The sequence below is a fragment of the Lentzea alba genome, assembly GCF_047445655.1.
Taxonomy (GTDB): Bacteria; Actinomycetota; Actinomycetes; order Mycobacteriales; family Pseudonocardiaceae; genus Lentzea; species Lentzea alba_A.
In genome coordinates, this window is the sequence record NZ_JAJAEG010000003.1 from 364,226 (window position 1) to 390,145 (window position 25,920).

The 25,920-nt window shown below is 69.9% G+C and carries 25 protein-coding genes; 15 read left to right on the forward strand and 10 right to left on the reverse strand.

Annotated elements, in window-relative coordinates:
- The first annotated feature begins 33 nt into the window (after nt 1-33).
- The 7 genes from LFM09_RS07170 to LFM09_RS07200 all read left to right on the forward strand — a co-directional run bounded on the left by LFM09_RS07170 (nt 34) and on the right by LFM09_RS07200 (nt 7,598).
- A complete protein-coding gene (locus LFM09_RS07170; RefSeq protein WP_414095486.1) occupies nt 34-1,539 on the forward strand; it encodes a sugar ABC transporter ATP-binding protein in 1,506 nt (501 codons plus the stop codon).
- Nucleotides 1,536-2,561 (forward strand): ABC transporter permease, encoded by a 1,026-nt coding sequence (locus LFM09_RS07175; RefSeq protein ID WP_414095487.1) that lies wholly within the window; start codon nt 1,536-1,538, stop codon nt 2,559-2,561. Before LFM09_RS07170 ends, LFM09_RS07175 begins: the two co-directional genes overlap by 4 nt.
- Before the next feature lie 44 nt (nt 2,562-2,605).
- Nucleotides 2,606-3,631: a substrate-binding domain-containing protein gene (locus LFM09_RS07180; RefSeq protein ID WP_414095488.1), complete on the forward strand. Its 1,026-nt coding sequence runs from the start codon at nt 2,606-2,608 to the stop codon at nt 3,629-3,631.
- A 106-nt stretch (nt 3,632-3,737) separates the two neighbouring features.
- On the forward strand, nt 3,738-4,877 hold the full coding sequence (locus tag LFM09_RS07185) for a Gfo/Idh/MocA family protein (protein ID WP_414095606.1): 1,140 nt from the start codon (nt 3,738-3,740) through the stop codon (nt 4,875-4,877).
- 11 nt (nt 4,878-4,888) lie between these two features.
- A complete protein-coding gene (locus tag LFM09_RS07190; protein ID WP_414095489.1) occupies nt 4,889-5,896 on the forward strand; it encodes a sugar phosphate isomerase/epimerase family protein in 1,008 nt (335 codons plus the stop codon).
- Between the two features lie 34 nt (nt 5,897-5,930).
- On the forward strand, nt 5,931-7,157 hold the full coding sequence (locus LFM09_RS07195) for an ROK family protein (protein WP_414095490.1): 1,227 nt from the start codon (nt 5,931-5,933) through the stop codon (nt 7,155-7,157).
- Between the two features lie 192 nt (nt 7,158-7,349).
- The gene (locus LFM09_RS07200) at nt 7,350-7,598 is read left to right on the forward strand and encodes a helix-turn-helix domain-containing protein (protein ID WP_414095491.1); all 249 of its coding nucleotides are present in this window, start codon (nt 7,350-7,352) and stop codon (nt 7,596-7,598) included.
- 4 nt (nt 7,599-7,602) lie between these two features.
- Here the strand turns inward: LFM09_RS07200 and LFM09_RS07205 are convergent, their stop codons facing one another.
- Nucleotides 7,603-8,193, reverse strand: a complete 591-nt coding sequence (locus LFM09_RS07205) for a hypothetical protein (RefSeq protein WP_414095492.1) — start codon at nt 8,191-8,193, stop codon at nt 7,603-7,605.
- A 203-nt stretch (nt 8,194-8,396) separates the two neighbouring features.
- Here LFM09_RS07205 and LFM09_RS07210 point away from each other — a divergent pair, with 203 nt between their 5' ends.
- Nucleotides 8,397-8,666, forward strand: coding sequence for a hypothetical protein (locus tag LFM09_RS07210; protein ID WP_414095493.1), 270 nt, complete (start codon nt 8,397-8,399; stop codon nt 8,664-8,666).
- Between the two features lie 13 nt (nt 8,667-8,679).
- Entirely contained in the window at nt 8,680-10,473 is a 1,794-nt protein-coding gene (locus tag LFM09_RS07215) for a S8 family serine peptidase (RefSeq protein WP_414095494.1), read from the forward strand.
- Here LFM09_RS07215 and LFM09_RS07220 read toward each other — a convergent pair.
- The 4 genes from LFM09_RS07220 to LFM09_RS07235 all read right to left on the reverse strand — a co-directional run bounded on the left by LFM09_RS07220 (nt 10,462) and on the right by LFM09_RS07235 (nt 14,894).
- Nucleotides 10,462-11,874: a dynamin family protein gene (locus tag LFM09_RS07220; protein WP_414095495.1), complete on the reverse strand. Its 1,413-nt coding sequence runs from the start codon at nt 11,872-11,874 to the stop codon at nt 10,462-10,464. The genes LFM09_RS07215 and LFM09_RS07220 overlap by 12 nt on opposite strands.
- Complete coding sequence (locus LFM09_RS07225) at nt 11,871-13,634, reverse strand: dynamin family protein (protein WP_414095496.1); 1,764 nt, start codon at nt 13,632-13,634, stop codon at nt 11,871-11,873. Before LFM09_RS07225 ends, LFM09_RS07220 begins: the two co-directional genes overlap by 4 nt.
- A 7-nt stretch (nt 13,635-13,641) precedes the next feature.
- A complete protein-coding gene (locus LFM09_RS07230) occupies nt 13,642-14,250 on the reverse strand; it encodes an IniB N-terminal domain-containing protein (protein WP_414095497.1) in 609 nt (202 codons plus the stop codon).
- 68 nt (nt 14,251-14,318) lie between these two features.
- Nucleotides 14,319-14,894, reverse strand: coding sequence for a hypothetical protein (locus tag LFM09_RS07235; protein ID WP_414095498.1), 576 nt, complete (start codon nt 14,892-14,894; stop codon nt 14,319-14,321).
- Between the two features lie 331 nt (nt 14,895-15,225).
- On the opposite strand from LFM09_RS07235, the gene LFM09_RS07240 reads away from it, so the two are divergent.
- The 5 genes from LFM09_RS07240 (at nt 15,226) to LFM09_RS07260 (ending at nt 20,647) form a co-directional block, all read left to right on the forward strand.
- Nucleotides 15,226-16,605 carry an Hsp70 family protein gene (locus LFM09_RS07240; RefSeq protein ID WP_414095499.1) on the forward strand — a complete coding sequence of 460 codons (1,380 nt, stop codon included), beginning with the start codon at nt 15,226-15,228 and terminating at the stop codon, nt 16,603-16,605.
- Nucleotides 16,602-17,111, forward strand: coding sequence for a hypothetical protein (locus tag LFM09_RS07245; protein ID WP_414095500.1), 510 nt, complete (start codon nt 16,602-16,604; stop codon nt 17,109-17,111). The genes LFM09_RS07240 and LFM09_RS07245 overlap by 4 nt, the downstream gene beginning before the upstream one ends.
- Complete coding sequence (locus tag LFM09_RS07250) at nt 17,108-18,499, forward strand: LuxR C-terminal-related transcriptional regulator (protein ID WP_414095501.1); 1,392 nt, start codon at nt 17,108-17,110, stop codon at nt 18,497-18,499. Before LFM09_RS07245 ends, LFM09_RS07250 begins: the two co-directional genes overlap by 4 nt.
- Nucleotides 18,500-18,582: 83 nt before the next feature.
- Entirely contained in the window at nt 18,583-20,130 is a 1,548-nt protein-coding gene (locus tag LFM09_RS07255; protein WP_414095502.1) for a serine/threonine-protein kinase, read from the forward strand.
- 40 nt (nt 20,131-20,170) lie between these two features.
- Complete coding sequence (locus tag LFM09_RS07260; RefSeq protein WP_414095503.1) at nt 20,171-20,647, forward strand: winged helix-turn-helix transcriptional regulator; 477 nt, start codon at nt 20,171-20,173, stop codon at nt 20,645-20,647.
- Here the strand turns inward: LFM09_RS07260 and LFM09_RS07265 are convergent.
- The gene (locus LFM09_RS07265) at nt 20,631-21,809 is read right to left on the reverse strand and encodes a thiolase family protein (RefSeq protein WP_414095504.1); all 1,179 of its coding nucleotides are present in this window, start codon (nt 21,807-21,809) and stop codon (nt 20,631-20,633) included. The two genes, LFM09_RS07260 and LFM09_RS07265, sit on opposite strands and share 17 nt — an antisense overlap.
- 120 nt (nt 21,810-21,929) lie before the next feature.
- On the opposite strand from LFM09_RS07265, the gene LFM09_RS07270 reads away from it, so the two are divergent.
- Nucleotides 21,930-22,655, forward strand: a complete 726-nt coding sequence (locus LFM09_RS07270) for a L,D-transpeptidase family protein (protein ID WP_414095505.1) — start codon at nt 21,930-21,932, stop codon at nt 22,653-22,655.
- Here LFM09_RS07270 and LFM09_RS07275 read toward each other — a convergent pair whose 3' ends face one another.
- The 4 genes from LFM09_RS07275 to LFM09_RS07290 all read right to left on the reverse strand — a co-directional run bounded on the left by LFM09_RS07275 (nt 22,656) and on the right by LFM09_RS07290 (nt 25,833).
- Nucleotides 22,656-23,765, reverse strand: a complete 1,110-nt coding sequence (locus LFM09_RS07275; protein WP_414095506.1) for an alanine racemase — start codon at nt 23,763-23,765, stop codon at nt 22,656-22,658. It abuts the gene before it with no gap.
- Entirely contained in the window at nt 23,762-24,679 is a 918-nt protein-coding gene (locus tag LFM09_RS07280; RefSeq protein WP_414095507.1) for an ornithine cyclodeaminase family protein, read from the reverse strand. The genes LFM09_RS07275 and LFM09_RS07280 overlap by 4 nt, the downstream gene beginning before the upstream one ends.
- The gene (locus tag LFM09_RS07285; protein ID WP_414095508.1) at nt 24,676-25,317 is read right to left on the reverse strand and encodes a transcriptional regulator; all 642 of its coding nucleotides are present in this window, start codon (nt 25,315-25,317) and stop codon (nt 24,676-24,678) included. Before LFM09_RS07285 ends, LFM09_RS07280 begins: the two co-directional genes overlap by 4 nt.
- Nucleotides 25,318-25,437: 120 nt before the next feature.
- A complete protein-coding gene (locus LFM09_RS07290; protein WP_414095509.1) occupies nt 25,438-25,833 on the reverse strand; it encodes a hypothetical protein in 396 nt (131 codons plus the stop codon).
- Nucleotides 25,834-25,920: the final 87 nt, after the last annotated feature.

A 25,920-nucleotide genomic window follows, 5' to 3' on the forward strand; every position in this document is an offset into this window, starting at 1 on the left:
TGGCACAGGGGTTCCAGTGGCCCGGAGGACTCAATGGTGAGCTCGCTGCTGTCTGTCCGCGGGCTGGTTAAGCGCTTTCCCGGTGTGACGGCTCTGCAGGGCGTGGACTTCGAGGTGCGCGCGGGGGAGGTGCATTGCCTGCTCGGGCAGAACGGCGCGGGCAAGTCGACGCTGATCAAGGTGTTGTCCGGTGCGCATCGGCCGGACGAGGGCGAGATCCGCTGGCGGGGCGAGGTCGTGGAGTTCGGCAATCCCACCGCCGCGATGCGCAGCGGGGTGGCCGCCATTTACCAGGAGCTCGATCTCGTGGCGGGGTTGTCGGTGGCGGACAACGTGTTCCTCGGCCACGAACTGTCCACGGCGGGCTTCACGAAACGAGCGGAAGCGCGGCGCAGGACCCGTGCGCTGCTCGCGAGGCTGGGGCACCCGGAGATCTGGCCCGATCGCGATGTCGGGCGGTTGTCCGTGGCGCACCAGCAGGTCGTCAGCATGGCTCGGGCGCTGTCGCTGGACGGGCAGCTGCTGATCATGGACGAGCCGTCGGCCGTGCTGGACCCGGACGAGGTGCGGGTGCTGTTCGGGATCATCAGGGAGCTCACCGCCCAGGGGGTGGCGGTGATCTACATCTCGCACCGGCTGGCGGAGATCAGGGAGATCGGCGACCGGGTGACCGTGCTCAAGGACGGTCGCACGGTCGCCACGGGCCTGAACGCGCGCGAAACGAAGACCGCTGACCTGATCGCGTTGATGACCGGGCGGGTGCTGGAGAACGTGTTCCCGCAACGGAAACCGGTCGACCCGGCCGCACCGGAGATCCTGAAGGTGCGCGGACTGGCCGACGGCGCCCGCTTCGCCGAGGTGGACCTCACCGTCCGCGCCGGGGAGGTGGTCGGGCTCGCGGGGCTCGTCGGGTCTGGCCGGTCGGAGATCCTGGAGACCGTCTACGGCGCGCGCAAAGCGGCCGAGGGCACCGTCGAGGTCGACGGCAGGAAGTTGCGGCGGGGGAGTGTCGGCGCGGCCGTGCGCGCGGGGATGGGGCTGTGCCCGGAGGAGCGCAAGAGCCAGGGATTGCTGTTGGACCAGGCCGTGTTCCGCAACATCACCGTCTCGTCGATGTCGTCGTTCGCCCGGTTCGGGTTCCTCGACGACCGCGCCGAACGTGCCCGGTCGAGCAAGCTCACCGAGGCGCTGGACGTGCGGCCCGCGGGCGTCGACCGGGTGGTGCGCGGGCTGTCCGGAGGCAACCAGCAGAAGGTCGTGCTCGCGCGGTGGTTGCTGCGGGAGTGCCGGGTGTTGCTGCTGGACGAGCCCACCCGCGGCGTGGACGTGGGTGCGCGCAGCGAGATCTACGAGCTCATCCGCTCGCTGGCGGACTCCGGGGTGGCCGTGGTCGTCGTGTCCAGCGACGTCGAGGAGGTCCTGGGGCTGGCCGACCGGGTCCTGGTGGTGCGCGAGGGGCGGGTGGTCCACGAGGGGCCGGCCGACGAGATCGACGAGTCCCGGGTCCTCGACCTGGTCATGGAAGGACACGCCGCATGAGCGAGGACACCGCCGCCGTGCCCGCGCAGATCAAGGCTCCGGCAGCGAAGCACTCCAGCATCTCGGCCCTGCTCGCCTCCCCGGCCGGGCGCAACACCGGTCTGGTGGTCGCGCTGGTCCTGTTGTGCCTGGGCGGTGTGGTCACCGCGGGCGACCGGTTCGCCGACGTCGACAACGTGCTCACCATCCTGCGGCTCGCGGCGGTCATCGGCGTCGTGAGCGTCGGTATGACGTTCGTGATCACCGGCGGCGGCATCGACCTGTCGGTGGGCGCGATCGTCGCGCTGTCCTCGGTGTGGGCGACAACCCTTGCCACCCAAGGGATCGCCAACGACACGCACTGGATCGTCATCGTGTTCACCGCGCTGGTGGTGGGCGGGGCGTGTGGACTGGTCAACGGAGCGCTGATCGCCTACGGCCGGGTCGTGGCGTTCATCGCGACCCTGGCGAGCCTCGCCGCCGCGCGCGGTCTCGCCGAGATCATCTCCAACCGCAAGACGCAGATCGTGAACGTGCCGGGTTTCACCGCGTTCTTCGACGCATCGGTCCTGGGGGTACCGGTGCTCGTGGTGATCTTCGCGGTGGTCGCGGTGGCCGGATGGGTGCTGCTCAACCGCACCACGTTCGGCCGCCGCACGTTCGCCGTCGGCGGCAACCCGGAGGCGGCGCGGCTGGCCGGCATCGACGTGCGGCGCCACACCGTGATGCTCTACACGCTGCTCGGCCTGTGCTGCGGGCTGGCCGCCGTCATGCTGATCGCCCGCACCACGACCGGCAGCGCGACGCACGGCGGCCTGTACGAGCTCGACGCCATCGCCGCGGTCGTGATCGGCGGCACGCTGCTGACCGGCGGCCGCGGCACGATCGCGGGCACCGTCTTCGGCGTCCTGATCTTCACCACGCTGTCGAACGTCTTCACCCTCAACAACCTCTCCATCTCCGCCCAGGCCGTCGCGAAGGGCGCGATCATCGTGGTCGCCGTCCTCCTCCAGCAGCGGCTGGCCAGACGCAGCGGCGCTTGACGCCGCACCTCACGACCGCTGCCACCCGAGGAGACGACAAACCCATGCCACTCAAGAGAATCGCTGTCCTAGCCGCATTAGCGCTCACCCTCTCCGCCTGCACCGGCAACACGCCGCAGAACCAGGGCGGCGGAAACCAGAGCGGCGGTGTGAAGGTCGCCAACGACGAGCCGGGCGAGAAGGTCGTCATCGGCTTCTCCGCACCGGCCGCCGACCACGGCTGGATGGCCGCGATCACCAACGCCGCCAAGACGGAGGCGCAGAAGTACTCCGATGTGGAGCTGCGCGTCGTCGAGGGCACCAACGACGTCAACCTCCAGATCAGCCAGGTGGAGACGTTCATCAACGACAAGGTGAACGCGATCGTGCTGCTGCCGTTCGACGGCGCGGCGCTCACCCCGGTCGCCCTGAAGGCCATGAAGGCCGGCATCACCGTGATCAACGTCGACCGCGAGTTCGACAGCCCGTTCGCCGCGCGCTCAACGGTTCTGGGCGACAACCACGGCATGGGCGTGTCCGCCGGCACCTACGTCTGCGAGCGGCTCAAGGACAAGCCCGGCTCCGTGGTCGCGGAGATCGCCGGCATCGACTCGCTGCCGTTGACCCAGGACCGCAGCAGGGGCTTCGCGGAGGCGCTGCAGGGCTGCGGGCTCAAGGTCAGCAACCGCGTCGCGGCGGAGTTCACCGTCGAGAGTGGTGAGCGAGCCGCCGCGAACCTGCTGCAGGCCGCACCGAAGATCGACGCCATCTGGAACCACGACGACGACCAGGGCGTCGGCGTCACCGCCGCCATCAAGAACAGCGGCCGCAACGAGTTCTTCATGGTCGGCGGCGCGGGATCGGCCAACGTGATGCGGGAGATCAAGGCGGACAACGGCCCGCACAAGGCGACCGTGATCTACCCGTCCACCCAGGGCGCCGACGGCATCCGGCTCGCGCGGCTCGCGGTCCAGAACAAGAGCCTCGGCGACCTGGTCGAGGTGGAGGTCCCCCGTCAGGTCCAGCTGTACGCGCCGGTCGTGACGAAGGAGAACGTCGACCGCTACCTGCCGACCGCCTTCGAGTCCTGAGAGGACACAGCATCCGTGGCGCCGTCGCGGGGACACACCGCGATGATCGCCCGACCGCCTTCGAGTCCGGAGAGGACTAAACGTTGTGACGACACTGGGCATCGCGATGGTCGGCCACGCCTTCATGGGAGCCGCGCACTCCCAGGCGTGGCGGGTCGCGCCGCACTTCTTCGACCTGCCGGTGCGGCCGGTGATGTCCGTGTTGTGCGGCCGGGACACCGAGCGCACCGCGGCCGCCGCCGAACGCCTGGGCTGGGCGGAGTCCACAAGCGACTGGAAGTCCGTGCTGGAGCGCGACGACGTCCACGTGGTGGACATCTGCACGCCGGGTGACACGCACGCCGAGATCGCGATCGCCGCGCTGGAGGCGGGCAAGCACGTGCTGTGCGAGAAGCCGATGGCCAACAGCGTCGCCGAGGCGGTCGCGATGGCGGAGGCGGCCGCACGGGCGGCGGAACGCGGCGTCCGCGCGATGGTCGGGTTCAGCTACCGGCGCGTGCCTGCCCTCAGCTTGGCCAGGGACCTGGTCGCGCAGGGCAGGCTGGGACGGATCCACCACGTCCGCGCGCAGTACCTGCAGGACTGGATCGTGGACCCGGCCGCGCCGCTGTCGTGGCGGCTGGACAAGGAGAAGGCCGGCTCGGGCGCGCTCGGCGACATCGGCGCGCACATCGTCGACGCGACCCAGTTCATCCTCGGTGACACCATCAGGGAGGTGACCGGGACGCTGCAGACCTTCGTGTCCGAGCGCCCGCTCGCCTCCGCGCACTCCGGTCTGTCCGGCACCGCCGCAACCGGACAGACCGGGCCGGTCACCGTCGACGACGCCGCGCTGTTCCTGGCGCGGTTCGCCGGCGGTGCGGTCGGCTCGTTCGAGGCGACGCGGTTCGCCAACGGCCGCAAGAACGCGCTGCGCATCGAGGTCAACGGCTCGGCGGGCAGCCTGGCGTTCGACCTGGAGGACATGAACGTGCTGCAGTTCTTCGACGGCACCGAGGATCCTGCGGTCGCGGGGTACCGCAGGATCCTGGTGACCGAGCCCGGGCACCCGTACGTCGATGCGTGGTGGCCTGCCGGGCACGGGCTGGGCTACGAGCACGCGTTCACCCACCAGGCCGTGGACTTCGTGCGGGCGGTGGCGGAGGGCACCGATCCGGCGCCGTCGTTCGCCGATGGGCTGCAGGTGCAGTGCGTGCTGGCGGCCGTCGAGGAGAGCGCTGGGACCCGCACGTGGCAGCAGGTTTGAGGGAGGCTGAGATGGCACGTCCGATCACGTTGTTCACCGGTCAGTGGGCCGACCTGCCGTTCGAGGAGGTCTGCCGCCTGGCCTCCGGCTGGGGCTACGACGGCCTGGAGATCGCCTGCTGGGGTGACCACATTGACCCGTGGCGGGCCGCGGAGGACGACGACTACATCGCGGACCGGCTCGCGATCCTCGCCAAGCACGACCTGAAGGTGTGGGCGATCTCCAACCACCTCACCGGTCAGGCCGTGTGCGACGACCCGATCGACGAACGGCACCAGGGCATTCTGTCCGCGCGGAACTGGGGTGACGGGGACCCCGAGGGCGTGCGGCAGCGGGCGGCGGAGGAGATGAAGGCGACCGCGCGGGCCGCTGCTCGCCTCGGCGTCGACACGGTCGTGGGCTTCACCGGTTCGTCGATCTGGAAGACGGTCGCGATGTTCCCGCCGGCACCGGCTTCGATGATCGACGCCGGCTACCAGGACTTCGCCGACCGCTGGAACCCGATCCTGGACGTGTTCGACGAGGTCGGCGTCCGGTTCGCGCACGAGGTCCACCCGTCCGAGATCGCCTACGACTACTGGACGACCGTCCGCGCGCTGGAGGCGATCGGGCACCGGCCGGCGTTCGGCCTCAACTGGGACCCGTCGCACTTCGTCTGGCAGGACCTCGACCCGGTCGGGTTCCTGTGGGACTTCCGCGACCGGATCTACCACGTCGACTGCAAGGACGCCCGGCGCCAGGTCGGCAACGGCCGCAACGGCCGGCTCGGCTCGCACCTGCCGTGGGCGGACCCGCGGCGCGGCTGGGACTTCGTCTCCACCGGACGCGGTGACGTGCCGTGGGAGGAGTCGTTCCGGATGCTCAACACGATCGGCTACCACGGTCCGATCAGCGTCGAGTGGGAGGACGCGGGGATGGACCGGCTCGTCGGCGCACCCGAGGCGCTGGAGTTCATCCGCCGCAACGCTTTCGACCCGCCGTCGGCCTCGTTCGACGCCGCGTTCAGCTCCGGCGGGTGACGCCGTCTTCTCGTTCCGATGTGACAATTGTTCGATGGAGAGCACCTTGGGTGTAGAGGCGGGATCGCCGGCCGCTGTGCTGCGTCTGCTGATGGACGGCCGGCCGCGCACCCGAGCGGAGATCGTGACCGCGACCGGCCTCGCCCGCTCCACGGTGCGCGCGAGGCTGGACCTGCTCGTGGCCGCAGGGCTGGTCTCGGACAGCGGTACCGGTGAGTCCACCGGCGGCCGCCCGGCCGGGCGGTTCGGGTTCAACCCCGGCGCCCAGCACGTGCTGGCGGCCGAGCTGGGTGCCACCCACGCCACCGTCGCGGTCTCCGACCTGGGCTGCCGGTTGCTCGCCGTCTCCCAGATCGACCTGGACGTCGCGGACGGGCCCTCGGTGATCCTGCCGCTCCTGGTCGCGACCTGGCGCTCGCTGCTCGCAGACCTGGCTGGTGTGGAGATCGCGGGTGTGGGCATCGGCCTGCCGGGTCCGGTCGAGCACTCCACCGGCCGCCCGAACAACCCGCCGATCATGCCGGGCTGGGACGGATTCGACGTGCCGGCGGCGATCGCGGCGGAGTTCGACGTGCCGGTGCTCGTCGACAACGAGGTCAACCTGATGGCGCTGGGCGAGCACACCGCCTCGCACCCGGACGTGGCGCACATGATCGTGGTGAAGGCGGCGACCGGCATCGGCGGCGGGCTGATCAGCAACGGTGTGCTGCACCGGGGTGCGGCCGGCGCGGCGGGGGACCTCGGGCACATCCGGGTGCCGCAGCGGGGTTCGTCGCTGGAGGCGCTTTGTCGGTGTGGCAACACGGACTGCCTTGAGGCGGTGGCCGCCGGTCCCGCGCTGGCGGCGAAGCTGCGAGAACTGGGGCATCCGGCTTCGTCCACGGCTGACGTGGTGAACCTGGTGCGGTCCGGGAATCTCGAAGCCGGGCGGGTTGTGCGGCAGGCCGGTCGGGACATCGGTGAGGTGCTCGCGGGGTGCGTGAGCATGTTCAACCCGTCGCTCGTGGTCATCGGCGGGCTGCTGGCGGAGGCGGGGGAGATGCTGCTGGCCGGCGTGCGCGAGTCGATCTACCGTCGCTCGCTGCCGCTGGCCACGGAGAACCTGCGGATCGTCGCGTCCGGGGCCGGGGTGACGGCAGGAGCGCTGGGCGCGGCCGCGATGGTGGTGCGGCACGTGCTGTCGCCGGAGGTGCTGGACGCGCGGCTGGGTGAGGTCGCCGCGGGTTCCGCCGAGGTGCAGCTCTCTTCCCGGGCCACCTAGGTCATCCCACGTCACCCAGGCGTACTGGGGAATGAGCGTGCCTGCCCTCGGTTCGTGCCGATCACCAGCGCTGCCCCGGCGCTCGTTCGCACCCAAGTAATGGCGGCTCTCATCCTGAAGATACGTGCCATTTGACAGCTATGCGCCGACTTTTGATTGACAGCCGCCAATAGTCCGGCCTACCGTCGTCCTATGTCTGTGACCCGCGCAACACCGCACCTGGTGGCCGTGGGCAAAGAGCCCACGACCCGGCGCCTGCTGCTGCTCATGCGCACGGGTGCGACCGACCGTGCGATCGCCCGTGAACTGGACGTCAGCCTGCGCACGCTGAACCGGCGGATCGCGCGCCTGCAGTCGATGCTCGGCGTGCAGTCGCGGTTCCAGCTCGGTGTGCTCGCCGCCGAATTGGAGTGGCTCGCGGCCGGTCCGGCCGGCGAATGAACGGTCAGGCTTGCGCCGACTGGCCGGCCTGAGCGTCAGGCACTGGCGGTTTGCGGCCTGCAAGCACTTCGTACAGCCGCGTCCGCGTCCACATGTACATGAGAAGGAAGCCGGTGAGGCTGCCAACGATGATCAAGGTCATCCCGTAGGCCGCGCCAGCGCCTGGCGAGCCGGCGTGGTCGCCGAACAAGCCGCCGGTCCTAGTGCCCAAACTTTGAAATGCGTCGAGAAGCTGGCGGAACTCGAGCAGGCCCACGCCCACGAGGATCTTGGTCAGCCAATCGGAGACCTGCTCGAGGTTCGAGTTGGGGACGTAGGTCTCGACGCGGGTCTCGCCGTTCCGCGTCACAGGCACGGACTTCGGCACACCGAAGAGGAATCCCAGCGTGGCCCCAACGGCTCCGGCGGCGAACACCACCAGGATGGACAGTCCGAACTGCTGCCCTGCCGACTTCGCATCGTTGAACATGAACAGCGCGATCGCCACGATCATGATCGCAACCCAGAGCGCTCCGGCAACCCACAGCATGACATCGAACGATGGTTTGCCCGCGAAGCGCCGAAGCCTTGACGTTTTCTCGCTGTTGCTGGTCATGTTCTCACCACATCTCGCGGATCGAGTGCCACCGACGTGGGCTCCGCAACGCCGTGTCGCTTTGTCGCGCGTCAGCTGCACGTCGTTACGCGGGATGGAACGGCCGCGGGTAGCGGCAGTTCGCCCGTTCAGACCAGTAACGAGCCCCTTTTCGGAGCTGATAGACGGATACAGGTGCATGCAGCCGGAGGTATCTTCCGGGCATGGAGCCAAGACGCGGAGTCGTGGCACCGGAACTCGAACGGTGGCGGCTGAGCGCCGATGAGGGCGAACGCCGGAGTGTCATCGTGCGGTTCCGGGGCGGCGCGGATCCCACGGACCGGCTGGTCGCGCTCGGCGTCGAGGTGGTCAGCCGCGGCGCCGGCTCGGTGACCGGCGTTGTCACACCCGAGGTGTTGCACCTGGTGGGTCAGCAGACCTGGGTGCTCGCCGTCGAAGGACCCCGGACGCTCAGGTCTCTTCAGTCCGACTGAAGGGGGCGGGGCAATGGAGCCCAGAAGAGACACGGTGCTGGACGCCCGGTTGCGTGGCGCGGCCAGTCTGGGCGGCGAACTGTCGGTGCGGGCGTTGAACGTCGCGGGAAACCAGGTCGACGAGCCTGTGCGGACCTCGGCCAAACTGCTCGTGCGGTGCGACTCGGTCGACACGGCCGCGAGCTGGCTCAACGACGTGGGCGGTGAGCTGGTGTCCGCACCTCCGGACACGCAGGCGTCGGGCAACGTGTTGCTGCTCGCGAACGTCCCGGTCGATCGACTGTCTGAACTGGACGGTCAACCGTGGCTGCGGCGGGCCGAGGCGCCCAAGGAGATGTTCGCCAGGATGGATCTGGCGCGCGGCCAGGTGACCGGGCTGGACACCGCGCTGGCGCTGCCGAACCACACCGGGCTGACGGGCGCGGGCGTGCTGCTCGCCGTGGTCGACAGCGGCGTCGACTACCGGCACAAGGACTTCCGGCACGCCGACGGCACGACCAGGCTGGAGCGGTTCCTCTTCGCCCACCGCGACGACAACGCCGAGGTGTCGACCTACGAGCAGTTCGACGCCGGTGCCATCAACAAGGCGCTGAACGGCGGGCCTGCCATCCCGGTGGGCGACCCCGGCGGTCACGGCACGCACTGCGCGTCGATCGCGGCGGGCAACGGGTTGGCCCTGCCGGACAAGCGGTTCCGCGGTGTCGCGCCGGAAGCGTCGCTGATGGGCGTGCGCAGCGAACCGTTGCTGGACGAGCACATCATCGAAGGCATCCGGCAGGCGTTCGACCTCGCCGGATCGAGGCCAGCGGTGGTCAGCCTCAGCCTCGGCGGGCACTGGGGCGCCCACGACGGCACGTCCGCGCTGGAGAACGAGATCGCGCTGGCGTCCGGGCCTGGCCGGATCGTCGTGGTCGCGGCGGGCAACGAGGGCGACGACGGCGTCCACGTCTCCGGTCAGCTCACGGTCGGTCAGGACCTGGTGATCCCGGTGCGCGTGGCCGATCGCGGCGTGCTGCTGTGCGACGTGTGGATCCCGCGCGGCGACTCGGTGGACGTGTTCCTGGAATCCCCGGACGGGCGGCAGTTCGTGCCGAACGGCCAGGAGACCTCGACGCCGTTCGGGCCGTTCCTGGCGGACTTCGTCGAGAACCCGCTCAACCGCGACCAGAACCTGACGGTGTTGCTGCTCGGCAGGGTCAACGACGTCTGGAAGATCCGCATCAGGCCGCTGGCCGTCGTGCACGGTGAGGTGCACGCGTGGGCGACCGCCACCCAGGGCGGCCGGTTGCTCTTCCCCGGCGCGCCGCTGGACGGGTACTCCCTCGGCGTGCCCGCGACCGAGGAACGCGCGGTCACGGTGGGCTCGCTGGTGAGCCGCAAGACGTTCGAGGGACCGCAGGGGCAGTCCACTCTGGACGGACTGACCGTGGACTCGCTGTCCGGGTTCTCCAGCCAGGGACCGACGAGGGTCGGGGTGCAGAAGCCGGACGTCGTGGCACCCGGCCAGGTCGTCACGGCGGCGCTGTCGGCCGGCTCGGAGTTCGCGGGTGATCCGAGACTGGCGGCGCGGCTGCACTCCAGCGGGCAGTACGTGACGATCCAGGGGACCAGCATGGCGACGCCGTTCGTCGCGGGGCTCGTGGCTCTCCTTCTGCAGCACGAACCGCGGCTGACGCCGGAGGACGTGCAGCAGCGGTTGCGGATCACGGCACGCCGGGACGCGGGCACCGGTCCGGTCTGGAACCCGCGCTACGGCTGGGGAAAGCTGGACGCGCAGGCGCTGCTGGGCACGTTGCTACGTCCGTGAGGCCAGCAGGCCTTCGCACGTCCGCACCAGCACTCGGCAGGCGTCCGCGGATTTCCGGCCCAGCATCGGGTTCTCCGCGTGCGCCTGCCAGCGCCGCAGTGCCGTGAACGCGGTGTGCCGCACCTCGCCGGCCAGCGCGTCCGGGGCCAGACCCAGGCGCGCGGCCGGGGCGATCCCGGAGTCGCCCAGCAGTCGCTCCGCCTCCGCCACCATCGGCCCGGGCAACGACACGGCGCCGGACCGCAACGCCGACAGCAGACGCAGTTCCGCGAACTCGTGGGTGCCCGCGAAGATCCGCTCGACTTCGCCGGCCAGCCGTCCACCGCGGACAACGCGGTCCAGCGCCAGCAACGCGGACCGGGCCTTCAGCAGGTCGCGGCGCTCGCTGAACTGCGTCTGCAACACCCGCTGCAGCTCCCGCAGTCCGCTGCGCGCCACCAGTTCGTCGGCCAGCGCCGCCTGCGAGCGGACGCCCTGGCGGATCAGCGTGACCGACAACCGGATCCCGAACACCCCGAACCGCCGCAGCAGAGCGGCCCGCTCCTGCGAACCCGAGGTGAACCGGTCGGCTGAGAGCAACGACGACTCCAGCGACTCCCGGGGCTCGGCGGCCAGCGCTGACAAAGCCGCGAACTCGGCCTGCGTCAGCGTTCGTCCCGCCACGGCGACCAGACCCGCGACGGCGACCACGTTCTGCGCCAGGCCGTGCAGCTCCGGCGCGGAGCGGTAGCGGGCGGCGATGGACCGCGCGGAGATCATCGCGTCGACCCGGCCGCCGGCGATCTCGTCGGCGCGGGAGATCACCGCGACGGTGTTGATCGCGGCTGCGCGAGCGACGCCCTGGTCCCGGAAAGACTCCAAGAAGGACGCATCGGCCGAGTGCAGGTGTTTCATCAGATACACCACGGCGTCCGCCTCGGTGGGCGTCTCGTCGTCGGGCGTCAGGAACCGCACCGCCTGCGCCGAGTTCTCGGCCGTCAGGGAGGCGATGCCGGGCGTGTCGATCAAGGTGGTGTGCCGCAGGCTCTGCGACGGCCACTCCACGACCAAGCGGGAGACGGCAGCACCGCCGAGGTCCATCGACAGGGCACCGTCGCGGCGCACGACCGGCAGCGACACCGGGTTGCCGGTCACGGGGTGCATCACGACGCGCGGCGAGCGCCCGTCCTGGTACCAGGTCACGACCCGCGTGCACTCGCCGGCGTCGGTGGGGGCCAGCGAGTCGCCGACCAGGGCGTTCAGCAGGGTGGACTTGCCCGCCTTCACCCGGCCGGCGATCGCGACGCGCAACGGCGAGTCCAGCCGGTCGAGCTGGCCGCGCAGGAAGTGGGCGGCGCGGGGCTGGTCGCGGTGGGCGTCGATCGCGAGCGACAACACCCGGCGCACCTCGTCGATGATCACGGCGTCACCTCCGCACGCACCTTCTCCAGCGCCGCAAGCTCAAGAGCGATCTCCTTCAACCGCGCGCTCCGGTCCTCCGACGAGGCCTTCACCGACTTCTGGGCCGACTGGATCGACTCCTGCAGCGAACGCTTCAGCTGTTCGGCCAGCGCGGTGAAGTGGTCGCGCAGGTCGCGTTGCATCGCCCGGAGCACGTCGCGGGACTCCTTGCCCGCGTGGAACGTCACGTCGTCGATGTAGCGGCGCAGCGCGGCCTTCGCGTCGTTCTGCCGGCGCTGGACGATGCGTTTCCGTTCGTCACCAATGGTCTTCCCGCCCAGCAGCACCGCGGCGCCGATCGAGATCGGGTTGATCAGAGACAGCCCGATCGCGGAACCGAGCAGCCCGAACATGAGCAGACCCGAGTAGCCGCCGCGCAGACCGCTCAGGAAACGCCCGCCCACACCGAACTTCTCGTCGGTTCGGACCTCCAGCGCGCGCACTGAGCGCAGCGGATCGCCGGAGGCCGTCTGCAGCGACGGCAGGGTCTGCTCGCGTTCCGAGTCGAAGTGCTCGGCGACGCGGCGGGCCAGCCAGCGGGCGCGCTGGGTCGCCCAGACCGAGTTCGCGGAGACGGCCGACGCGGCGGTGTCCTGGACCCATTTCGTGAACTGGTCCCAGATCTTCGTCGGGTCACCGTCCATGATGGCCTCCTCGGCCTCGCGGACGATCTCGCGCATGCGGTCGCGCAGGTCGTAGTCGACATCGGCGTTCAGGTCCGCCACGCCGTCGGACAGCGTCTGCTGCCAGCGCGCGGAGCGTTCCTTCAAGCCCGCGGCACGTTGCTCGGCCGCGGACAGCTTGCCGATCAACGCCTGGGCGGACGCGGGGTCCGACTGCGCCGACTCCTCCGCGCGCAACGACGAGGTGATCTGGTCGATGACGGCGTGCACGTCGTGCGCGGTGGACTTGCGAGCCAGCGCGTCGGCCTCGCCGAGCACCTTCTTGCGGATGTAGGTGACCAGCGGCGGGTAGCCGGACTCGCGGTTCACGTCCTGGTCGCCCGTCTGCAGGGCGTGCCAGCGCAGGGTCGACGACACCGTGAAGAACGACGGCGTGAGGCCGACCTCCTTGAGATGAGCCTGGTTCTGCTCGGCGATGAAACGCCAGTCCGGGTAGAGATCGGTCTTCGTCACCACGCACGCCACGTTCGGGCACACGGCCACGGCGTTGCGGAGGAACTCCAGCTCCGGCGCCGTGTACTCCTGGGAGGCGTCGGACACCAGGAGCACCGCGTCCGCGGTGGGCAGCGCGGACATCGTCGCCGCGCCGTGGACGGAGCCGAGCCCGCCGACACCGGGGGTGTCGACGAGCTCCAGCCCCTCACCGAGGATCGGGCGCGGAATTCCCACCTCGATGTGATCCAACCGCTCTTTGTTGCCGGGGTTGCCCGACTCCGACGCGTACATCGGCAGTTGATCCACCGGCACCTCTACGCGCGAGTCACCGCGCACGAGGGTGACGACGGGCTGCTCGGCGTACCGGACGACGGTCGGGACCGCCGTCGCGATGTCGTCGAACACCGGGCAGACCGGCGCCCCGAGCAGGCCGTTGACCAGCATGCTCTTGCCCTGCTTGAACTCACCGACGACCAGCAGCCGCACGCGGTCGTCCTGAAGTCGTGCCCTCGCCTGGCGCAGCCGCGCTTCGAGGTCCGGCCGTTCGTAGCGCGCGATGGCGGCGAGCGCGCGGTCGACGGCCTCGATCGGTGTGGTCGTCATGGTGAGGTCACGCAATCACTGGGTCGGGTTCGGGCAGGGGCTCCGGTTCCACGTCCACCGGAAGTGCCTCCGGAAGTGGTTCCGGCTCCGGTTCGGGCAGCACGACCGGGTCGTCGAGCACGATCTCCGGGTCCTCGTCCAACGGCTTGGGCTCCAACGGCACGTCCTCCTCCTTCAGGACCGGTTCGGGCTCTTCGTCCTTGTCGTTGAAGGAGTCCTTGACCTGCACGACGTTGGTGTCGTTGTCCTGGATGGCGACCGAGTTGACCTCGGTGTCGTCGTCGGAGTTGAACGAGTCGTCGATGATCGTGACGTCCCGGTCGTCGATGCTGATGTTCTGCTCGATGTTGGTCACCGGCTTCTCCACCACGTACTCGCGCGTGGTGTGGTGGATCTCCCGGACGGGGTCGTCGTCGTGCGAGGACGATCTCTCCTCGCCGCGGGCGCGCACCCCGCCGGAATCGGCCATGATCAGCCGCGCGTCCCGGACGTCCTGTCCGGTGACGCCGTTCAGACCTGCCTTCTTGAGCTCCGAGTCGGGGTTCTCGTCGAACGCCTTCTTCGCGTCGTCGTCCTTCAGCAGGTTCATCAGGAAGTCGATCAGATTGGACAGCATGTCCGGCTCCTAAACGGTGTGGAACGAACCGGCCCCGGCCACCCCTCGTGGCCGGGGCCGGCTCGGGATCAGAAACCGGCGGGCAGGTCCAGGTCCTCGACGATGTTGTCGATCTCGTTCTCGACGTCGATGTCGAAGTCGTTCGACTGGTCCGACACGGCGGCCAGGTCGGCGTCCTGCTCCGAGACCTGGTCGACGTCCTGGTCCAGCTCCTGGTCGGCGTCCACGTCGACGTTGGACTGCGCCGCGCCGCCGTTGCCGCCCGACGCGTCCGCGTCGCCACCGTCACCGGTCACGCCGCCGTTGCCGCCGAGGCCGATGCCGTTGCCACCCGAGGTGGAGCCGAAGTTGACGTTGACGAGGCCCTCCTGGTCGATGTCGCCACCGGCGCCGCCCACCCCGAGGCCGTTGCCCCCGTTCGCGCTGCCGCTGTCACCACCGACGGCCGTCCCGCCGTCGCCTCCGCCGCCACCCTCGGTGTTCGTGACCGTGGTGGTGTCCTGGGTCTGGTCGGCGACCTGCTCGGCGGCCTGCGGGTTGACCTGAGCCGTCTGCAGCTGCTGCTCGGCGGCGTTGGTGGTGTCCAGGTCCAGGTCGGCGGTCAGGTCGGCGAGGAAGGCGTTGAGGTCGATGGGGTTGCTCATGTCCAGCTCCTTGGTGTTGGTCGCCGGCGGCGGTTCCGACCGGCTGACACCACCAAAGTTAGGAATCTCCAAGCCTTCTGCCATCGGGACCGAACCCTGTTCGTCGCTGGCACGAACACAGGGATCGAGGGAGGGGAGGTGGGGTCATTAAGGGATTGCCCCCTGTTTCGTCAACTGCGGTGAACCAGCCAACTGAGACGCACGTGTAGGTACGTCCGCGCTGCGAAGTGCCATAGGGGAGAGTCCGATGTCGTACCAGGTTGGGCTGGATCTGGGATCGACCTTCACGACAGTGTCGAGTTGCAGACCAGATCAGGCCGCGAGGCTTGAAGTGCTTGTGCCGTCCGTGGTCTTCCAGAGTCCGGACGGGACGTTCCTCGTGGGATCCGACGCGGAACGCCGTGCGCTGACCGACCCCGGTCGCGTCGCGCGGCAGTTCAAGAACCGCATCGGCGATCCCACTCCGTTGCGGATCGGTGACTCCGCGTTGACGGCGGAAGCGGTGACCGCGCGATTTTTGTTGCGGTTGCTCAGTTCTTTGCCCGGCGGGCAGCCCACTCGGGTCGCCCTCACTCACCCGGCGGGGTGGGGCCACTACCGGCTGGAGTCGTTGCGGGCCGCGCTGTCCGCCAACGGTCTCGCGCAGGTGCTGCTGGTGCCCGAACCGCAGGCCGTTGTCCGCGCGCACGACGCCCTGGCGCGCCTCGAAGAGGGCGCGGCCGTTGCGGTTTATGACCTTGGTGGCAAGACTTTCGACGCCGCTGTGGTGCGCAAGCTCGCCGCCGACAGGTTCGTGCTGGCCGGGCCGCCGGAGGAGCTCGACCTCGGCGGGCTCGACTTCGACGAGGTCGTGTTCCAGCACGTCGTCGAGGCGCTGCGGCCCGAGTGGGACGCCTTGGACCCGATGGATCCCGCGGTGCTGACGGCCGTCGCCGACCTGCGGCGCGCGTGCACCGCGGCCAAGGAGAAGCTGTCCGCCGACACCGAGGTGTTGATCCCCGTTGCGCTGCCCGGGATCGCGACGCGGGAGGTGCGGCTGGGACGGACCGAGTTCGAGTCGATGATCCGCCCTGCGGTCGAGGAGACCGTGGCCACGCTGGACCGGGCGCTGCGGGCGGCCGGAACGCCACCGCACGAGCTCGCCGCCGTGCTGCTGGTCGGTGGTTCGTCCCGGATTCCACTGGTGACGCAGGAGGTTTCCGCGCAGCTCGGGCGGGCCGTGTCACCCGCGCCGAACGGCATGGCCGCCATCGGTGCCGCACTGGAGGCACGCGGTCTTGAACCGGAGCCCGCCGCCGTCGCCACCGCGATGTGGACCCGCCCGCCGCTGCCGGAGGCTCCGAAGGCGTTGCGGCCCAAGCGGAGGAAGCTGACACCGTTCGTGACGGCCGGTGTGCTCGCGGTGGCCGTCGCCGGTGGTGTGCTCGCGAACAACGTGCTGACCAACAAGGCCGGCGCCGACACGACCACGACGACGACGGCACCGCCCACGACGACCACGACCGTTGAGCCGTCGGTCGTCCAGTACACGCCCACTCAGCAGCCGCCTCCGCCTCCGCCGCCGCGGACGACCACGCAGCCGCCGAAACCCAAGCCCACCACCACGACCACGCGTCCTTCGACGACGGTCAGCACGACGAAGTCCACTCCGCCGCCGCCGAGCTCGACGACGCCCATCACGAGCGGCATGACGAAAGCCGGTGCCCCGTGACAAGACCCGCCGTACCTCCGAGACCGCGCCTGCAACGCTGGCAGCCCGTCGAACGCGTCAAGCCTCAAGCCGTCAAAGCGGTCGTGTGGCTGTGGACGGCGGCTGTGGTGTTGCAGGTGGCCGGCTACTTGCTGGCGTTGATCGATGTTCGACAGGTCCGTGCGGGCCTGGCTGCCGAAGTGGCGCAACGGTTTCCGGCAGAGGCCGCGGTCACCCAGGAACGGGTGGTCGTCGCCGTGCTGGCGTTGCTGCTCGGTGCTGGACTGCTGCTCATGTTGCTGGAGCTGGGTTTCGTGGTCGCGCTGAACCGGGGCAAGCGGTGGGCGCGGGCGGCGTTGGCGTTGCTGACAGGTGTGGTGCTGGTGCACGCGGTGATCGTGGCTGGGGGGCTGCGGTCGGTGTTCCTCGCGGGTCTGGTGGTGGCGGGCGGGATCGCGGTGGTCGCGGTGGTCGTCTCGTTCCGGCCGGCCGCGCGGGTGTGGTTCCGAGGGGGAGCGAAGGCATGAAGGCGCAAGCTGTCGAACAAGCGTGGAGAGCCGGGGACACGGCCGCCGCGATCGAGGCCGCGGACCGGATTCTCGCCGCGGGAGCGGACGAGGACTGCCTCGCCGCGGGAGTCGCCGCCGCTGCCGCGGCCGCCGACGGGTCGCTGCTCGACGCGGCCGCGCGGTGGCGGGTGATCGCGACCGTGCTGACCGGCGCGCCCGCCGTCGCGGCGCACGGACGGGCTGCTTTGGCCGCGTGCCTGGGCGGTGACGTCGAAGCGGCCGACCGCGATCTGGCAGGTGCACGTGAGCTGCTGTCAGGAGCGGCACCGCGTGGCCTCACCGTGTTCCTCGACGGCGTCGACGCCGCGATCGAGGCGGTGCGCGGCGGGTTCGACCGCGCTGCCCGCAGGCTGGCCGGACTGGCGGTCGCGACCGTGCCGGCCGACGGCCTGGCCGCCGAGCAGTGGGACGACCTGGCCGTGACGGTGCTGATCGCCGGCGGCGACGACCGCACCGCGCAAGAGGTTCTGGCCGCCCACGAAGATCGTCCGCCGACCACGAGACGGCTGCTGTTGACGGCCTGGCTGCACCTGAGGGCTGGACGCCTGGCCGACGCCCGCGCCGCGATCGCGTCCGCCGGCACCGTGCCGGTGCTGCGCAGGGACGCCGTGCTCGCGGCGGCTGTGACGATCGGGCTCGCGCGGCGGGCCGGTGACCCGGATGCGTTGCGCGCCACGTGGCGTCGCGTGGCACCGGTTGTCGCAGGCGCGGACGTGGAGGTCCTGCTGCTGGACGCCTGGGGCGAGCTTTCCGTTGGCGCGGCGGCGGTGTCGCGGTTCGACGGCGAGACCGTGGTCGAGGCGATGACCTGTGCCATCGCGCAGGCCGGTGTGCCGCAGTGGGCTTTGCGGGCGAACCACTGGTGGAAGCTGCACCGCGCGGTCGGTGCAGGGGACGTCGATGCGGCGACGCAGGCGGCTGTGGCGTTGGAGGGAACGGAACGGGGTGCGGCCGCGCACGCATGGGCTTCCGTTGTGCGAGGCACCGTGGACGGGCGTGAGGTGGCGGCTGTGGCTGCCGGGCTGGACGACGCCTGGGAGGCCATGGCGCTGTGCGGTGCCGCCGCGGCGAAGCTCAGTGATCCCGCCGAGGCACGCGAACTGCTGAGCACCGGGCGAGCCTTGCGGGCCCGGTTCGCCACCGAGGAGTCCGCCGACGGGCTGTCGAAGCGCGAGCGTTCGGTCGGCGAGCTGCTGCTGGACGGCTTGACGCAGAAGGAGATCGGGGCCCGCCTGTACATCTCGCCGAAGACCGTGGAGCAGCACGTGGCACGGATCCGGCAGAAGCTCGCGGTGTCCAGCCGCGCCGAGCTGATCGCGTCGCTTCGATCCCGCCTCGCCGGCTGATCTCGCCTTGTAGGCTGCCGTGGAACCCGCGACGGCCGGCGCGCGTCGACTCGAACGGAGAAGGCGCTCGGGACACGAGGACGATGACGGAAGAGACGTTCGGGCCGTACCGGATCGAGCAGCTGCTCGGCCGCGGCGGGATGGGCGAGGTGCACCGGGCCTACGACCTGGCGCACGACCGGGTCGTGGCGCTCAAGAGGTTGTCGCCCGGCCATCACGACGACGAGGAGTACCGCGCCCGCTTCCGTCGCGAGGCGCGGATCGTCGCACGGCTGCGCGAGCCGCACGTCATCCCCATCCACGCTTACGGCGAGATCGACGGCCGCCTCTACCTGGACATGCGCCTGGTGGAGGGTTCGGACCTGGCTGACCTGATCCGCGATGTGCCCCTTGAGCCTTTGCGGGCCGTGCGGATCGTCGAGCAGGTGGCGAGCGCGCTGGACGCGGCCCACGCCGACGGGCTCGTGCACCGCGACGTGAAGCCGTCGAACATCCTCGTGACCCCGGGCGACTTCGTCTACCTGGTGGACTTCGGCATCGCCCGCAGCGTCTCGCCGGGCGTGACGGGCCTGACGGCGTCCGGTTCCGTGGTCGGCACCCTCGACTACATGGCCCCGGAACGCTTCGAGCGCGGGTTCGTGGACGGGCGTGCGGACGTGTACGCCCTGGCGTGCGTGCTTTTCGCCAGTGTGGCGGGGCGGCGGCCGTTCACCGCGGAGAGCACCGCTGCCCAGATCTGGGCGCACATGAACGAACCGCCGCCCAGCGCCGCGCTGGTGAACCCGGCGGTTCCGGTGGAGTTGGACGAGGTCATCGCGAAGGGCATGGCCAAGAACCCGGCTGATCGGTACGCCACGGCGGGGGAGTTCGCGAAGGCGGCGGCGCAGGCGCTGGCTTCGGCGACTCCCGCGATCCCGCCCGGCCCCACCGAGCCCGCGCACCCGCAGCCGGACCCGCCCACCCGCGTCCTGCCCAGCGCCGCCCAAACCAGAGAACTGATCATCCTCGGCGCCGCCGTGATCGTCGTGATGGCACTCATCGCAACAGGGCTGATCATCACGAAGGGCAACGAAGTCAGCGGCGATGGCACGTCCAGCAGCACCTCGACGACCAGCACGACGAGCAGCCCCACGACCACCACCACGACCCGCTCACCGCAGCTGGACGCGCTGTTCGCCGCCCTGCCGGACCCCTACCGGACCTCCACCACCCCCTGCGTTCCCGCCACCCCGGACAGCGGCGAGGTGGCGGCAGTCCGTTGCACCAGAACCAACTCCTGGGACCCCAGGACCCCGCCACCGGCCGAGGCCGAGTTCCGCCTGTTCGCCGACCGCGCCACCCAGGACGCGTACTTCCAGGCGCTCGTGGGCAGTCGGGGCATCCCGCGGATGGACGCGCGCGGCGGGTGCCGGCCGAAGTCCGACCCCATCCACTACGCGCTCTACTACCGCGACACCTCAGGCCCGTTGCCCGGCGAGTTCACCACGTGCTTCCTCGACAACGGCATCGCGCAGGTCTGGTGGGTCGACACCCGCACGCTCGTGGTCGGCGGGCTGAAGCGGCCGGGAGACATCGACACCCTCGACGACCTCGACCTGTGGTGGAACGAGAAGATCCTGTCGGTGCTCTGAGCTGGATATGGTCCGCACAAGTCAGGTGTAGGCTCACGGAATGCCCATGCAGCTGAACGGGCCGCTGGCCGACCTGGACCGGTGGCGGCCGGACGGGTGTTCGATCGCGCTGGCGCTGGACGTCATCGGCACGAGGTCGGCGATGCTCCTGGTGCGCGAGGCCTTCTACGGCACCACCAGGTTCGACGGTTTCGTGCGGCGCGTGGGGATCACCGAGGCGGTGGCGGCCAAGCGGCTGAAGGGGCTCGTGGAGTCGGGCGTGCTGGAGAAGCGGCCGTATCAGGAGCCTGGCGCGCGGACCCGGTACGAGTACGTCCTCACCGAGATGGGCAACGCCCTCCTGCCGGTGATCGTCGCCCTGATGCAGTGGGGGGACGAGTACCTGCAGGAGGACGACGGGCCGCTTCGGGTGGTGTCGGCCGAGACCGGCGAACCGGTCGCGGTGCGGATCTCTTCGTCCGATGTGGACTCGTTCGAGCCGGAGAATCTGGCTCTCCAGGTCAGATCCGTTCGATGATCGTGGCGTTCGCGAGCCCGCCCGCCTCGCACATGACCTGCAGTCCGTAGCGGCCACCGGTCTGTTCGAGGTTGTTCAGCAGCGTGGTCATGAGACGGGCGCCCGAACCTCCGAGCGGGTGACCGATCGCGAGCGCTCCGCCGTTGATGTTCACCTTGGCGGGATCGGCGCCGGTCTCCGCCTGCCACGCGAGCACGACGGGTGCGAACGCCTCGTTGACCTCGAAGGCGTCGATGTCCGCGACGGTGAGCCCGGCCCTGGCGAGCACCTTGTGGGTGGCCGGGATGATGCCGGTGAGCATGAGGATCGGGTCGTCGCCGACCACGGCGAAGGAGTGGACGCGGGCGCGGGGCGTGAGCCCGAGGCGTGCGGCCGCCTCCTCGCTGGTGACCAGCACGGCCGCGGCGCCGTCGTTCACCGGTGAGCTGTTGCCGGCGGTGATGCGCCAGTCGAGCTCCGGGTACCGCTCGACCCAGTGGTCGTTGCGGAACGCTGGTCGCAGCGCGGACAGGACCTCCGCGGTGGTGTCGGGGCGGATCGTCTCGTCGGTCCGCAGGTCGTTCACGAAGGTGACCTGTGAGTCGAAGAACCCGTTCTTCCACGCGGTCGCGGCGCGCCGGTGGGACTCGGCGGCGAACTCGTCGAGCCGGGCACGGGACAGGTTCCACCGCTGCGCGATGAGTTCCGCGCTGATGCCTTGCGGCACGAGGCTGTAGCGCGCACCGACCTTCGGCCCGGCGAAGTCCTTGCCGAGGGTCTGCGAACCGATCGGGATCCGGCTCATGGACTCGACCCCGGAGGCGATCACCACGTCGTACGCGCCGGCCATCACGCCCTGGGCGGCGAAGTGCAGCGCCTGCTGGCTGGAGCCGCACTGGCGGTCGACGGTGACGCCGGGAACCGACTCGGGGAACCCGGCGGCGAGCAAGGCCCAGCGGGCGTTGTTGCCGGACTGCTCGCCGACCTGGCCGACGGCACCGCTGATGACGTCGTCGATCACGGCGGGATCGATGCCGGTGCGCTCGACGAGTGCCGCGAGCACCGTGCTGTGCAGGTCGACGGGGTGGACCTCGGCGTACGCGCCGCCGGGCTTCCCCTTGGCGAGCGGCGTGCGGACCGCGTCGACGATGACGGCGGAACCTACCTGACTACTGGTGGCCATAGTCAGCCCTGTAGGCGCCTGGCTATGTGAAAGCCAAGTCAGATGGGTCACGTTAGGCTCGCGCGCCTGGCACGAAAGCTGCGCATTGGGGGAGTTGTGTTTCGAGTTCTGTGTTCCGTGATGGCCTTGGTCGTCGTCGGCTCGCTCACGGTGGCGTCCGCCGCGCCCGCGCAGCAGAGCGCCGAGCCGCCGTGGTTCAGCAGTCGTGTCGGCAGTGCCACCCAGGTGATCTCGGTGGTGGGCGCGGGAGGCTCCAACGCCACGTTGTCCACGTGGGAGAAGTCGGGGAACGGCTGGACGCGGGTGTTCGACGGCGTCGGGGCCAAGGTCGGCTCGCCCGGCATCTCGAGCTCCTACCGGGAGGGCTCGTCCTACACGCCCGCCGGGGTCTTCCCGATCACGGGTGCGTTCGGCCGGCAGTCCGACCCCGGTGCCGGGGTGTCGTACCTGCGGGTCGACAACCAGGACTGGTGGGTCAGCGACGTGAACAGTCCTGACTACAACACCCACCAGCGGTGTGCCCGGGGCACGTGCCCGTTCAACGAGAGCAAGTCGGAGAACCTGTGGGACACGGGCGCTGTCTACGACTACGCGCTGGTGATGGGCGTGAACGCGCAGCGCGTTCCAGGTGCCGGTAGCGCGTTCTTCGTGCACGTCACGAACGGCGCTCCGACCGCCGGCTGTGTGGCCATCGCGGCGAGCACGCTCGTGTCGATCCTGCGCTGGGTTCGGCCCGGCACGGTGATCGCGTTGACTGCGCACGCTTGGAACAAGGCCACTCCGACGCTGCCCACTCGTCCCTCCGGCGGCGTCCCGACCGCACGGCCGTGGCCGACTTCGAGGTGATCACCAACCGCGGTGGCGCGTCCACGTCGCTTCGACGGTCGTGCCGCTGACGACCTGGTAGTGGTCGTGCTGGGCGGCGGTGGCGCAGGCGTGGTTGGGCAGGATCCGCAGGCGGGTCCCGATGGGGAGGTCGGGTACCGGCTTGCCGTCTCGCGTGCTGAGGACGCCGTGTTCCTGGCTCGCCCCGGTCATGAGCAGGTCCGGCATCAGGGTGCCGTGCACGTCGGCGACGAGCCCGTACCCCTGATCGACGGCCTGGGCCTGCGTGCCCCGGTCCCGTGAGGTGGCCATCCAGCCGCCGTCGGTGAGGATCCAGTTCTTGTCGTGCTGGTGGCCGATCACGGTGACGACGACGGAGAGTGCGAGGTCTTGGACGTCGCACACGCCGATGCCCGCCATGACGAGGTCGAAGAAGACGTAGTTGCCCGCGCGGACCTCGGTCACGCCGGTCAGGTCGGTCGCCGCGTGCGCCGTGGGGGTCGATCCGACGCTGACGATCGGGAACGGAAGACCGTTGGCGCGCAAGGTTTCGGCGGCGGCGACGGCGGTATCCCGCTCGTTCTGCGCGGCCTGCCGCAGCGCCTGTGGTGTGCAGGCGAAGTAGGACTCGCCCGCGTGGGTGAGCACGCCGGCGAGGTTGTCACCGAGCGCCCGGCCGATCTGGACGAGGGCGGGATCGGTCGGTGCGACGCCGCCACGATGTCCGTCGCAGTCGATCTCGATCAGCGCCGGGAGGTGGAGGGTTTCCTTGTGCGCGAACGAGGTCACCGCCTCGGCCTGCACGACGGTGTCGAGCAGGACGGTGAGGGTCACGCCACGGCGCAGCAGTGCGGCGACGCGCGGCAGCTTGTGCGGGTCGATGCCGACCGCGTAGAGGATGTCCTGGTAGCCCGCGTCGGCGAAGTGCTCGGCTTCCGCGAGGGTGGACACCGTGATCGGCCCACCGGCCTGGACCCGGTCGGCGACCTCGACGGACTTGGCCGTCTTCACGTGCAGACGCAGCGGCACGCCGAGTTGACGCAGGCGGTCGCGGAGCCGGGCCGCGTTGCGGTCCAGCCGTTCGACGTCGACAACGGCGAACGGCGTGTCCGGGGCGTCCAAAGTGGTCATTCGTGTTCTCCGAAGCGACGGTGCAGCAACGCGGCGGCGAGGGTGAGGTCCTGCAAGGCGAATCCGGAGCTGTCGAACACCGTCACGTCCTCCGGTGAGGTCCGGCCGTCGGCGTCACCGGCGAGCACTGACCCGAGTGCGACGGGCACAGCGGCCTGGGCGTGCTGGAACTCGCCGATGGTCGTCGACTGTTCCGGAAGATCGCAGAAGAGCCTGGCGCGGTCGTAGATCGCGACCGGGAGCTCTTGCTTGCCTGGACCGTCGGCACCCATGGCGGAGATGTGCGTGCCCGGTGCGACCCAGCTCGCGTCGAACAGGGGTTCGCGGGACGTCGTGGCCGTGACGAGCACGTCCGCTTCGGCGACACCGGTCCTGGCGTCGGTGGGTTCCGCGGTCATGCCGGTCACCGCAGTCACCTGTGCGGCAAACGTCTTTGCGGCATCGGGGCGTCTGCCGACGACGAAGACCCGTTCGATCGGTCGTACCCGGCTCACCGCACGAACCTCGTGCAGGGCCTGGTGTCCGGTTCCGATGATGGTCAGCGTGCGGGAGTCCTTGCGGGCCAGCGCGTCCACGGCGAGCGCGTCAGCCGCAGCGGTGCGGTAAGCGTTGGCGGCCGCCGCTTCGACCACGGCTCTCAGTCTGCCGGTGGCGGGGTCGAGCAGCACGATCGTGGAGCTGTGCCGTGGCAACTCGGTGTTGTCCGGCCAGAAGCTGCCGATCTTCACGCCCACGAGGTCGCCCGCGGAGCCGGACTTGAGCGTGAACCTGTTGTGCGGCAGAGAAGAATTCCCGATCACGACCGGGAACGTCTGACCTGTCCCGGTGGCGAGGAACGCCTCCCGTGCGGCGGCCAGTGCGAGCTCGTCGTCGACGAGCGCTGCCGACTCCGCCTCGCTGACGAAGGTGGTCACTGTGTGTCCTTCTTCAGCTCGGCGAGGTCGTTGTACAGGCCGGTGCGGGAGATGCCCAGCCGGGCGGCGATGCGTCCAGGCGCGCCGCGCAACGCGAACACGCCGGCCTCGTGCAGCGACCGGACGAGCACCAGCCGTTCGTCACGTCCCAGCGCCGCCACGGGAACCGCGTGCGCACGCTCGGCGCGTTCGATCAGCGAGTCGACCACCTGGTCCAGATCACCGGAGAAGTTCGTCGTCGCGCTGGGTTCTTCCAGCGCGGACAAGCCGAGCAGGTCCGAGAGCACGCCGGTGGCGCGGTTGATGGCCGAGATGTCGATGTTGATGCACAACGCGCCGATCAACGTCCCGTCGACGTCGCGCAACGGCAACGTCGTGCACTTGAGCACCCGCCCGTCGTGGGCTCGCGTGATGTACCCGACCTCGTTGGTGGCCTCGTCTCCGGCAGCGAGGACACGCAGGCCGATCTCGCTCATCGCGTCTCCGACCTCCCGGCCGGTGACGGAGCCCGCGACCGCGACGACCGAACGTTCCTGGTCGCGGTAGTCGTGCAGCACCACCTCGCAGCTGCGCCCGAAGGTCGCCACGATGCCGTCGATCACGGGGGAGAGCGCGGCGAACACCGCGTCGGCTGACATGACGGTCAACTCCGATCTGAACAAACTGTCAAATAATGGACAAAGTGTCACACGCCGTGCTCGCCACGGCAAGAGGCCCGCCCCTCGTGCGGGACGGGCCTTGCTCACACCTCTACCGGCTCAGCAGACAGGCAGGCCGGCGCTCCCCGATACGTGGTAGAAGCCCTCGTGGTGGTTGGTGCGGTTGAACATCCAGACCCACGCCGTACCGTCGCTCCGGCCGATGTGGCAGATCAAGCGGAGATGGTGGAGGTTCGTCGCCTCGCCCCGGTTGCAGAAATCTTCTGGGCATTGATGCAGCGGCCCGTTCTCGGCAACGATTCCGAACCGGCCGACGTCGTTGCAGTGGGTCGGCGGGTCCGCGTGCTTCAGGCGAAGCGCGTTGATGAAGCCGGTGTGACCGTTGGCCCGGTTGTGAACGAGCGCCCATCGGATGCCGTCGACGGGGATGACGCAAACCTCGGCGAGCACCTGACCCGGCCGGGCTTCGCCCCTGTTGCAGTGCGTGCCGGGCATTGGTACGGCGTCTGCACGGTGGCGACCTCGTTGAACCAGCCCACTGCCTGCGGTGACACCTCGGTCGTGTCGGTGATGATGTCGCCA

Coding starts and splice junctions, on each gene's coding strand:
- LFM09_RS07225 (WP_414095496.1), bottom strand. CDS start 13,634: ATGACGACCACACCGATCGAGGCCGTCGACCGCGCGCTCGCCGCCATC.
- LFM09_RS07255 (WP_414095502.1), top strand. CDS start 18,583: ATGACGGAAGAGACGTTCGGGCCGTACCGGATCGAGCAGCTGCTCGGC.
- LFM09_RS07185 (WP_414095606.1), top strand. CDS start 3,738: ATGGTCGGCCACGCCTTCATGGGAGCCGCGCACTCCCAGGCGTGGCGG.
- LFM09_RS07175 (WP_414095487.1), top strand. CDS start 1,536: ATGAGCGAGGACACCGCCGCCGTGCCCGCGCAGATCAAGGCTCCGGCA.
- LFM09_RS07170 (WP_414095486.1), top strand. CDS start 34: ATGGTGAGCTCGCTGCTGTCTGTCCGCGGGCTGGTTAAGCGCTTTCCC.
- LFM09_RS07195 (WP_414095490.1), top strand. CDS start 5,931: ATGGAGAGCACCTTGGGTGTAGAGGCGGGATCGCCGGCCGCTGTGCTG.
- LFM09_RS07205 (WP_414095492.1), bottom strand. CDS start 8,193: ATGACCAGCAACAGCGAGAAAACGTCAAGGCTTCGGCGCTTCGCGGGC.
- LFM09_RS07275 (WP_414095506.1), bottom strand. CDS start 23,765: ATGACCACTTTGGACGCCCCGGACACGCCGTTCGCCGTTGTCGACGTC.
- LFM09_RS07210 (WP_414095493.1), top strand. CDS start 8,397: ATGGAGCCAAGACGCGGAGTCGTGGCACCGGAACTCGAACGGTGGCGG.
- LFM09_RS07250 (WP_414095501.1), top strand. CDS start 17,108: ATGAAGGCGCAAGCTGTCGAACAAGCGTGGAGAGCCGGGGACACGGCC.
- LFM09_RS07290 (WP_414095509.1), bottom strand. CDS start 25,833: ATGCCCGGCACGCACTGCAACAGGGGCGAAGCCCGGCCGGGTCAGGTG.
- LFM09_RS07270 (WP_414095505.1), top strand. CDS start 21,930: ATGGCCTTGGTCGTCGTCGGCTCGCTCACGGTGGCGTCCGCCGCGCCC.
- LFM09_RS07260 (WP_414095503.1), top strand. CDS start 20,171: ATGCCCATGCAGCTGAACGGGCCGCTGGCCGACCTGGACCGGTGGCGG.
- LFM09_RS07190 (WP_414095489.1), top strand. CDS start 4,889: ATGGCACGTCCGATCACGTTGTTCACCGGTCAGTGGGCCGACCTGCCG.
- LFM09_RS07230 (WP_414095497.1), bottom strand. CDS start 14,250: ATGCTGTCCAATCTGATCGACTTCCTGATGAACCTGCTGAAGGACGAC.
- LFM09_RS07215 (WP_414095494.1), top strand. CDS start 8,680: ATGGAGCCCAGAAGAGACACGGTGCTGGACGCCCGGTTGCGTGGCGCG.
- LFM09_RS07200 (WP_414095491.1), top strand. CDS start 7,350: ATGTCTGTGACCCGCGCAACACCGCACCTGGTGGCCGTGGGCAAAGAG.
- LFM09_RS07235 (WP_414095498.1), bottom strand. CDS start 14,894: ATGAGCAACCCCATCGACCTCAACGCCTTCCTCGCCGACCTGACCGCC.
- LFM09_RS07265 (WP_414095504.1), bottom strand. CDS start 21,809: ATGGCCACCAGTAGTCAGGTAGGTTCCGCCGTCATCGTCGACGCGGTC.
- LFM09_RS07285 (WP_414095508.1), bottom strand. CDS start 25,317: ATGTCAGCCGACGCGGTGTTCGCCGCGCTCTCCCCCGTGATCGACGGC.
- LFM09_RS07180 (WP_414095488.1), top strand. CDS start 2,606: ATGCCACTCAAGAGAATCGCTGTCCTAGCCGCATTAGCGCTCACCCTC.